Annotated in this window: 1 protein-coding gene; it reads left to right on the top strand. The window is 66.4% G+C overall.

What is annotated here, in order from left to right; all coding sequences use genetic code 11:
• Window positions 1–230: 230 nt before the first annotated feature.
• Window positions 231–964: sigma 54-interacting transcriptional regulator (locus IEV82_RS23995; protein ID WP_188484500.1), on the top strand; the 734-nt coding region annotated here is incomplete at its 3' end.

The following is a 964-nucleotide window of genomic DNA, read 5'->3' as shown; positions in this document are numbered from 1 at the left end:
CGGCCTTTTCTTAAGACAGGAGGGTTGCATCGCCTGGTTCGACGACAGTTCGACATGTGACGGGTAGCAATGGGTTAACGCGTCGATATTCCGACATGTGGCGCGGGGATTTGAGCCTGGCGCGGTGTCGGGGGTCTGTTTGCGGTGTCTGTGGTGCCTTGAGGGGTGCTGCGGGGTGGATGGCATGATCCGTGCTTGGGAGGACGTGCAAGAACACAAGAGGGTTTTCCATGGCCGACATCTGCATCACCGCCCCGCGTTTCGACGCTGCCGACGCTTTGCGGGCCGCCTTGTCCGAGCGGGGGCTGGACGTCAGCCTGGGCTTCCGGCCGACCTGTCACACGCTGGTGCAGGGTGGTCCGGTGAGTGACCAGGCGGCACTGGTGGAGATGGCGCGCAAGCTGGGGGCCAAGCGGGTCGTGGTGCTAGAACCCGAGGCCGAGACCTGGGGTGTGCGCGAGACACTTGGGGGCCGTATCCTGCATGTGGACCTGCCCGCGGAGGGCGGGGCTGCGGCGCTGATGGCGCTGGTCGATCTGCTGGCGTCCCCGTTCAGCGCGATGGTGCTGGCCGATCCGGCAAGTGCGTCGCTGATGGAGATGGCGCGCCGTGTGGCGCGGTTCGACGTGAGCGTGTTCATCAACGGGCCCACGGGCAGCGGCAAGGAAGTGCTGTCGCGCTTCATCCACGACGCCTCGGCGCGGGCGGGCCAGCCGTTCATCGCGATCAATTGCGCGGCCATTCCGGAGACCATGCTCGAGGCGATCCTCTTCGGCTACGAGAAGGGCGCGTTCACCGGGGCTGCGGCTCCGAACAAGGGGTATATCCGGGCGGCCTGCGGCGGCACGCTGCTGCTGGACGAGATCTCCGAACTGCCGCTGGGCCTGCAGGCCAAGCTGTTGCGTGTGCTGCAGGAAAAGGTGGTGACGCCCCTGGGCAGCCAGACCGAGACGCCGGTGGACAT

The organism is Marivita lacus (genome assembly GCF_014637725.1).
Lineage (GTDB): Bacteria > Pseudomonadota > Alphaproteobacteria > Rhodobacterales > Rhodobacteraceae > Marivita > Marivita lacus.
The sequence above is the reverse complement of the archived record's forward strand: the minus strand, read 5'-3'. Positions and strand labels throughout refer to the sequence as shown.